The sequence below is a fragment of the Citreimonas salinaria genome, from assembly GCF_900107235.1.
Lineage (GTDB): Bacteria > Pseudomonadota > Alphaproteobacteria > Rhodobacterales > Rhodobacteraceae > Citreimonas > Citreimonas salinaria.
Genome location: NZ_FNPF01000002.1, coordinates 383091 through 389608 on the forward strand (window position 1 = coordinate 383091; position 6518 = coordinate 389608).

The 6518-nt window shown below is 67.6% G+C and carries 9 protein-coding genes; 3 read left to right on the plus strand and 6 right to left on the minus strand.

Annotated elements, in window-relative coordinates; genetic code table 11:
• Window positions 1–183: 183 nt before the first annotated feature.
• The 4 genes from grxD to BLW27_RS04215 all read right to left on the minus strand — a co-directional run bounded on the left by grxD (window position 184) and on the right by BLW27_RS04215 (window position 1615).
• Window positions 184–558 carry a Grx4 family monothiol glutaredoxin gene (gene grxD / locus BLW27_RS04200; protein ID WP_089879660.1) on the minus strand — a complete coding sequence of 125 codons (375 nt, stop codon included), beginning with the start codon at window positions 556–558 and terminating at the stop codon, window positions 184–186.
• Window positions 555–806, minus strand: coding sequence for a hypothetical protein (locus BLW27_RS04205; RefSeq protein ID WP_245710767.1), 252 nt, complete (start codon window positions 804–806; stop codon window positions 555–557). Before BLW27_RS04205 ends, grxD begins: the two co-directional genes overlap by 4 nt.
• A complete protein-coding gene (locus BLW27_RS04210) occupies window positions 803–1039 on the minus strand; it encodes a BolA/IbaG family iron-sulfur metabolism protein (RefSeq protein ID WP_089879663.1) in 237 nt (78 codons plus the stop codon). Before BLW27_RS04210 ends, BLW27_RS04205 begins: the two co-directional genes overlap by 4 nt.
• Before the next feature lie 66 nt (window positions 1040–1105).
• Window positions 1106–1615: a hypothetical protein gene (locus tag BLW27_RS04215; RefSeq protein WP_089879666.1), complete on the minus strand. Its 510-nt coding sequence runs from the start codon at window positions 1613–1615 to the stop codon at window positions 1106–1108.
• Window positions 1616–1743: 128 nt separating this feature from the next.
• Between BLW27_RS04215 and BLW27_RS04220 the strand changes: the two genes are divergently transcribed.
• Window positions 1744–2154, plus strand: a complete 411-nt coding sequence (locus tag BLW27_RS04220; RefSeq protein WP_089879669.1) for a SufE family protein — start codon at window positions 1744–1746, stop codon at window positions 2152–2154.
• Between the two features lie 104 nt (window positions 2155–2258).
• On the opposite strand, the gene BLW27_RS04225 is transcribed toward BLW27_RS04220, so the two are convergent.
• On the minus strand, window positions 2259–3407 hold the full coding sequence (locus tag BLW27_RS04225) for a CaiB/BaiF CoA transferase family protein (RefSeq protein WP_089879672.1): 1149 nt from the start codon (window positions 3405–3407) through the stop codon (window positions 2259–2261).
• Between the two features lie 488 nt (window positions 3408–3895).
• On the opposite strand from BLW27_RS04225, the gene guaB reads away from it, so the two are divergent.
• Complete coding sequence (guaB, locus tag BLW27_RS04230; RefSeq protein ID WP_089879674.1) at window positions 3896–5344, plus strand: IMP dehydrogenase; 1449 nt, start codon at window positions 3896–3898, stop codon at window positions 5342–5344.
• A gap of 108 nt (window positions 5345–5452) precedes the next feature.
• Here guaB and BLW27_RS04235 read toward each other — a convergent pair whose 3' ends face one another.
• A complete protein-coding gene (locus BLW27_RS04235; protein WP_177177812.1) occupies window positions 5453–6322 on the minus strand; it encodes a DUF3987 domain-containing protein in 870 nt (289 codons plus the stop codon).
• On the opposite strand from BLW27_RS04235, the gene BLW27_RS21415 reads away from it, so the two are divergent.
• On the plus strand, window positions 6305–6518 hold a 214-nt coding region (locus tag BLW27_RS21415; RefSeq protein ID WP_218141082.1), incomplete at its 3' end, for a hypothetical protein. The two genes, BLW27_RS04235 and BLW27_RS21415, sit on opposite strands and share 18 nt — an antisense overlap.

Below are 6518 nucleotides of genomic sequence, written 5' to 3' on the forward strand. Positions count from 1 at the left end.
GCAGGCGCAGCCATCGCTCCGCCCATTCGAATCCGGCTCCGATCCGCAACGTAAAAGGCCGGGTCGCCCCGGCCTTTCCCGCCCGTTCCCGGGCAACATCGCTTTCGTGTATCCCGGAGCCGCTCCGCAGGCGCGGGGGAATCGCCCCTTCGCCCGTGGCGCAGGGGCGCTCCGGCCGCGCAATCAGCCGTTGGCTTCGCGGATCTTCTCGGCAGCGTCCTTGTCGTACGTCACGCCGTTCTGCTCGAACAGCTGGTCCAGCTCGCCCGACAGCGTCATCTCGGTGATGATGTCGCAGCCGCCCACGAACTCGCCCTTGACGTAGAGCTGCGGGATCGTCGGCCAGTCGGAGTAATCCTTGACCCCCTGCCGGATCGCGTCGTCGGTCAGCACGTTCACGTCCGCGTATTCGACGCCCATGTAGTTCAGCACGCCGGCCACGCGGCTGGAAAAGCCACATTGCGGCATGGTCTTGGTGCCCTTCATGAACAGCACCACGTCGTTGTTCTTCACCGTCTCGTCGATGCGGGTCTTGGCGTCGGAGGTCGCTTCGGTCATGTCTTCTTGTCCTTCGGAATGAACAGGCGGGCGTATTCCTGCGGGTCGCGCGGCACCCGGAACTGGCCGGATTGCCCCCCGCCGCCCCCGCCCGAGTGATAGGAGGCGTCGATCACGTGGTAGCCCCGTCCGGGGGCGCTTCCGCGGCGTGCATGCGGATCGTGTCGCACGGCCTGCCGCGCGCGCATAGCCGCCACCAGCACGATCAGCGCGCAAAGCACGGCGATGATCGCGCCCGCGAAGGTCACTCCGGCGCCTTTGTCGTCAGCGCCAGCGCGTGCAGCGCCCCGTCGGGACCGTCCATCCGGCCCTTCAGCGCGGCATAGACCGCCCGCTGCTGCTGGACGCGGTTCTTGCCGCGAAAGGATTCGTCGATCACCATCGCGGACATGTGCACGCCGTCATTCCCTTCCACGACGATCGTCGCGTCGGGAAAGCTTTCGCGCAGCAGGTCCTCGATTTCATGGGCATGCATCGGCATCCAACGTCTCCGCTTGGCTACGGGTGAAAAGTAGGGTCGCGCCCCGCCGGGTGCAAGCGCTGTCGGCTAGCGGCGCACCGCCAGCGCGTTTGTGGCGCCCACGACGCGGATCTGCGAGACGCCGGACAGCTGCTGGTCGGACAGCGTGACCGCCGCCGTCAGCGTGCGGGCAAGTTCGGTGCCCACCGGATTGGGCTGCAACTGCGCGCGCAGCACGAAGGCCAACTCTCCCGCGGGAACGGGCTGGTCGAGCGGGACGAGCCGCACGTCCCACGGTCCCAGCCGCTCGGCCACGCCGGTGGCGCGGATGATGGCGCCGCCGGGGCGCCGTTCCACCGCGAGGTCGCTGATCCGCATCACCGGCTGGCCCGCGAATGCCACCGGCTCGTCGCGTCGGAAGAAAGACGCGCGACGGCGCGGGATCAGCGGGTTCGCCGCTCCGGTCGCGTCGGTCGTGACCGCGACGGGCTCGGCGCGGCCGAACCAGTTGAACGGGTTGACGCGGCTTTCGCGCAGGCTGGCGCAGCCGCCCAGCACCATCGCCGCAACCACCAGCCCCGCAACCGTTCTGCCCATGTCCAACGCCCCTTTGACTGTCACTCGCCTAGCGCATATCCCGTCGCTTGAAAAGCGCCCAGGCGCCGCGTGGCGCGCGGCGCGGTGCGACCCGCGCGCGCCTGCGCGCAAAACAAAGGGGACGGGTCATGGCTCAGCAAGCGTTCGAGGACGTGGTCGAGGATTTCGAGTTCCTCGACGATTGGGAAGACCGCTACCGCATGGTGATCGAGATGGGCAAGGCGATGGAGCCGCTGCCCGACGCGCTCAAGGTGCCCGCCACGAAGGTCGAGGGCTGCGCCAGCCAGGTCTGGCTGCATCCCAGGATCGCGGACGGCACCTTTCACTTCGAAGGCGACAGCGACGCGCTGATCGTGCGGGGGCTGATAGCGGTTCTGCTGCGCCTCTACGACGGCCTGCCGGTCTCCGAGGTGCCGAGGGTCGACGCCCGCGCCGAACTTGCCCGCCTGGGCCTGACCGAGGCGCTGTCGGCGCAGCGCTCGAACGGGCTGCGCGCGATGATCGAGCGCATCCGGACAGAGGCCGCGAATGCGGCCTGAGGAACGGCAGGGGCCGCCGCCGCGGCCCTATTCGCGACGCCCGAGGCCGGGCCCCGGAAACCGTCGCGGTTTCCGGGCGCCTGACCCGCCCGCCGTGCCCGCCTTCAGCCGCCGCGCAGCCAGCGCAGGATCTCGCCGCGGTTGCCGTCCAGTTCCGGGGCGGGCGGGCGCGTGGTGGGGTCGGTCACGTCGCTCATCTTGATCGGGTTCCCGGCGGCCTTGAAGGCCGGGCGCCCGTTGCGGTCCAGCACGTCGACCACCATGTTGCGCGCCTGGATCTGCGGGTCCTTCAGCACCTGGTCGATGGTCTGGATCGCGCCGGTGGGCACGCCGGCGGCGGTCAGCTTGGCGATCCAGTGGGCGCGGGTATGCTCGATCGTCACCGCCTCGATCAGCCGCTTCAGCAGCCGCGCGTTCTGCACCCGCGCGGGATTGCTTGCGAACCGGTCGTCGCCGTCCAGCGGCAGGGCCAGCGCGATGCACAGCTTTTCGAACAGCGTGTCGTTGCCGGCGGCGATCACGAACAGCCCGTCGCTGGCATGGAACGTCTCGAACGGCGCGATCAGCGGGTGGCGCGCGCCCGAGGGGCCGGGCGCCTTGCCGGTCACGGTGGTCAGCGCGATGGCGTGTTCCAGGATCGCCAGCTGGCTGTCCAGCATCGAAACGTCGACGCGCCGCCCGCCGCCGCCCCGCGCCCGGTCCACCAGCGCCGCGAGGATCCCCTGCGACAGGAACATCCCCGCCACGATGTCCCCGATCGAGGCCCCCACGCGCACCGGCTCGCGCCCCGTCTCGCCGGTGATCGACATCACGCCGCCGCGCGCCTGAACGACCATGTCGTAGGCCGGTCGCTTCGCGTCCGGTCCGGTCTGGCCGAAGCCTGACACCGCGGCAAGGATCAGCTCGGGGAAGGCCGCGTGCAGCGCCTCCCACCCATAGCCCAGCCGCTCGAGCACGCCGGGGCGGAAGTTCTCGACCAGCACGTCGGCGCGCGACAGCAACTCGTCGAAGATCGTCCTGTCGGCATCCTCCTTCAGGTCCAGCGCGATCGAGCTCTTGCCGTGGTTCAGCGCGGCGAAATAGGCCGACTTGCCGTCCTTGAAGGGCGGGAAGGCGCGAGTGTCGTCGCCCAGTCCCGGGCGTTCGACCTTGATCACCTTCGCGCCGAGGTCGGCCAGCGTCATGGTACAGTAGGGTCCCGCCAGCACATGGCTGAGATCCAGGATCACGTATCCGGCAAGCGGAGCGGTCATATGGAATTCCCGATAGAAAAGATCGCCTCCATTACAACGTAACCGCGAGGAGATGGGCAAGGCCTGCCGGACAGGCGCGCGAAACTTAACCCTTAAGTTCCCGAAAATGCGTCTTTCCAGCCGCGCCCCCCGCGGCTTACCCGGAAGGCCGCCCCGGACCAACCCGTGCTGCGCGCACGCGCCTCTCTCGCCCCGGCGACCGCGCAGTGACGACAAGCCCGCGTCCGGCGCTTCTTCGGGCCCGGAATTCCCCGGGGGTCACGCGCCAGCCCGATGTGGGCAGAGCGCCTTGGGCACGCCCCCCCGAATGCGCCCGTTCGTCAACGAAAGGTAAATTCGTCTCTGGAAGCCATTGATTTCATTAAGCCGCCCCCGTGTCCCATCGTGGGACACGCGACCGCGCGCCGCGGCGGCGTTTTCCGGGCTTTCCCCCGCGTCCGACCCGTGCGATAGGGACGCGCCAACCGAACCCTCCCAAGGAGACCCCCATGGAGATTCGCGAGGCGCTCACCTTCGACGACGTCCTTCTGGTTCCCGCGGCATCCGACGTGCTGCCGGGCACCGCCGACACGCGCACCCGGGTGACGCGATCCATCGCGCTCAACATCCCGCTGCTGAGCTCGGCCATGGACACGGTCACCGAATCCCGCATGGCGATCACCATGGCGCAGGCCGGCGGCATCGGCGTGATCCACCGCAACCTCGACATCGAGACCCAGGCACGCGAGGTGCGCCGCGTGAAGAGGTTCGAATCCGGCATCGTCTACAACCCGGTCACGCTGACCCCGAACCAGACGCTGGCCGACGCCAAGGCGCTCACCGAACGCTACGGTTTCACCGGTTTTCCCGTGGTCGACGAAAAGCGCCGCGTGGTCGGCATCGTCACCAACCGCGACATGCGCTTCGCCCAGCGCGACGACACGCCGGTCCACGTGATGATGACCTCCGACAACCTCGCCCTGCTGCGCGAACCCGCCGACCGGGACGAGGCGATCGACCTGATGCGCTCGCGCCGGATCGAGAAGCTGCTGGTAACCGACGCCGAGGGCAAGCTGACCGGCCTGCTGACGCTGAAGGACACCGAGAAGGCCGTGGTCAACCCGACCGCGTGCAAGGACGATCTGGGCCGGCTGCGGGTCGCCGCCGCCTCGACCGTGGGCGACGCGGGCTTTGCCCGGTCCGAGGCGCTGGTCGACGCGGGCGTCGACCTGGTGGTGATCGACACCGCGCACGGCCATTCCAAGGGCGTGGGCGAGGCCGTCCGCCGGCTCAAGGCGCTGTCGAACGAGGTGCAGGTGATCGCCGGCAACGTGGCCACGGCCGAGGCCACGCGCGCGCTCATCGACGCGGGCGCCGACGCGATCAAGGTGGGCATCGGCCCGGGCAGCATCTGCACCACCCGCATGGTCGCCGGCGTGGGCGTGCCGCAGTTGACCGCGATCATGGATTGCGCGCAGGCCGCCGGCGACGTGCCGGTGATCGCGGACGGGGGCATCAAGTTCTCGGGCGATTTCGCCAAGGCCATCGCGGCGGGCGCATCCTGCGCCATGGTGGGCAGCATGATCGCCGGCACGGACGAATCCCCCGGCGAGGTCATCCTGTACCAGGGCCGCAGCTTCAAGGCGTATCGCGGCATGGGCAGCATGGCCGCCATGGCGCAGGGCTCGGCAGACCGGTATTTCCAGAAGGATGCCGCCAGCGACAAGCTGGTCCCCGAGGGGATCGAGGGGCAGGTGCCCTACAAGGGATCGGCCACCGCGGTGCTGCACCAACTGGTCGGCGGCCTGCGCGCGGCAATGGGCTATACCGGCTGCGCCACCGTGGACGAGATGCGCAGCGGGTGCCGCTTCGTGAAGATCACCAATGCCGGGCTGAAGGAAAGCCACGTCCACGACGTGGTCATCACGCGGGAGTCGCCGAACTACCGGGTTGGATAGAGCCATATTTTGTTGGGGGAATGCGAGGTCGGTGCGAGAAATTGCACCGGCCTTTGCTCTGGAACGCAGGGTGAACTGGACAGAACATTCCCTGAACTGGACATTGCATCAGTAAGTTAACTGATGCAAAAAACGATAGTCTTGGGCTGTAACTGATGCAGATCGCAGAGCAGGATTCCGCGGGACGATCCTGCGCAATCGCCACATCGCAAGCCTGACCAGGAAACCGGGCCGGCGCTGCCTCCACGCGAGAAGCTCCAGGCTCTCCATGGCGCGCCTGATCGCGACGTGGTCGCCCTTGAGGGCCTTGCCCCCGACGAGGTTGAGCGAGAAGCACTCGGCCCGGACGTGCGTGCCGCCGGAGCCTTGGGCGCCGACGCGATCCTTGGATGCGGGAGAGGAGTTGTATCCGCTTAGGGCCGCGGCGCGGTCTTGTGATGCGCCCCCCTTACCGCCCCCGCTGTAAGCATCAAACGAAGCGATCCAACCAACCAGCTCGTCCTTGTATTGCAGGAGACCGTCGGGGTTCTCGGCCGCGATCTGGATGAGCTGCTCCATGGTTGAGTTCTCGACGATCGACCGTTTGCGTTTCGGGATCTTCGGTGCGCGGGGCATCGGCCCGGCATTGTCTCGGCCGCCATCCTTGAGGGCGTCTCGCCACGCCTTCATGATGATCTTATGCTCTTCCTTCTGGAGAATATGCTCTTCCATGAGTTCTGCGTTCGCCTTCGCCCATCTGTCCTCCTCTGCCTGAAGCGGCTCGAGGCCGACATCGAGCGCGGCGGACTTGTTGACCCCCGAGGGGCCAGTGATACCGAGCCAAACAGCGGGCTTCTCTTTCCAGGTGTAGTCCTTCAGCTTCGGCTGGACCTTCCACCCGTGGCGAATGGACACCGCCGCGGTCGAGATCATGGGGATGGCGATGGATCCGGGGTTGAGGCCGATCCGCCCGGACGCGTCTTGCGCGAAGTCGAACATGACGTCAGGGACCATTCCGCGCTCGAGGTCGCCTTGGCCAGTCAGGCCGAGGTCGCCGAAAATGTCGATCGGGTCAGTGGCCTTCGTTTCCGGCTCAAGAGGGCTTTGTTGCGCAAAGGCGAGGTGAGGGATTCATCTTGTGAATCCAGCGTGGTAGCTGGCCTGCATGAGCAGACCAATCCCGCCGAGCTACAAG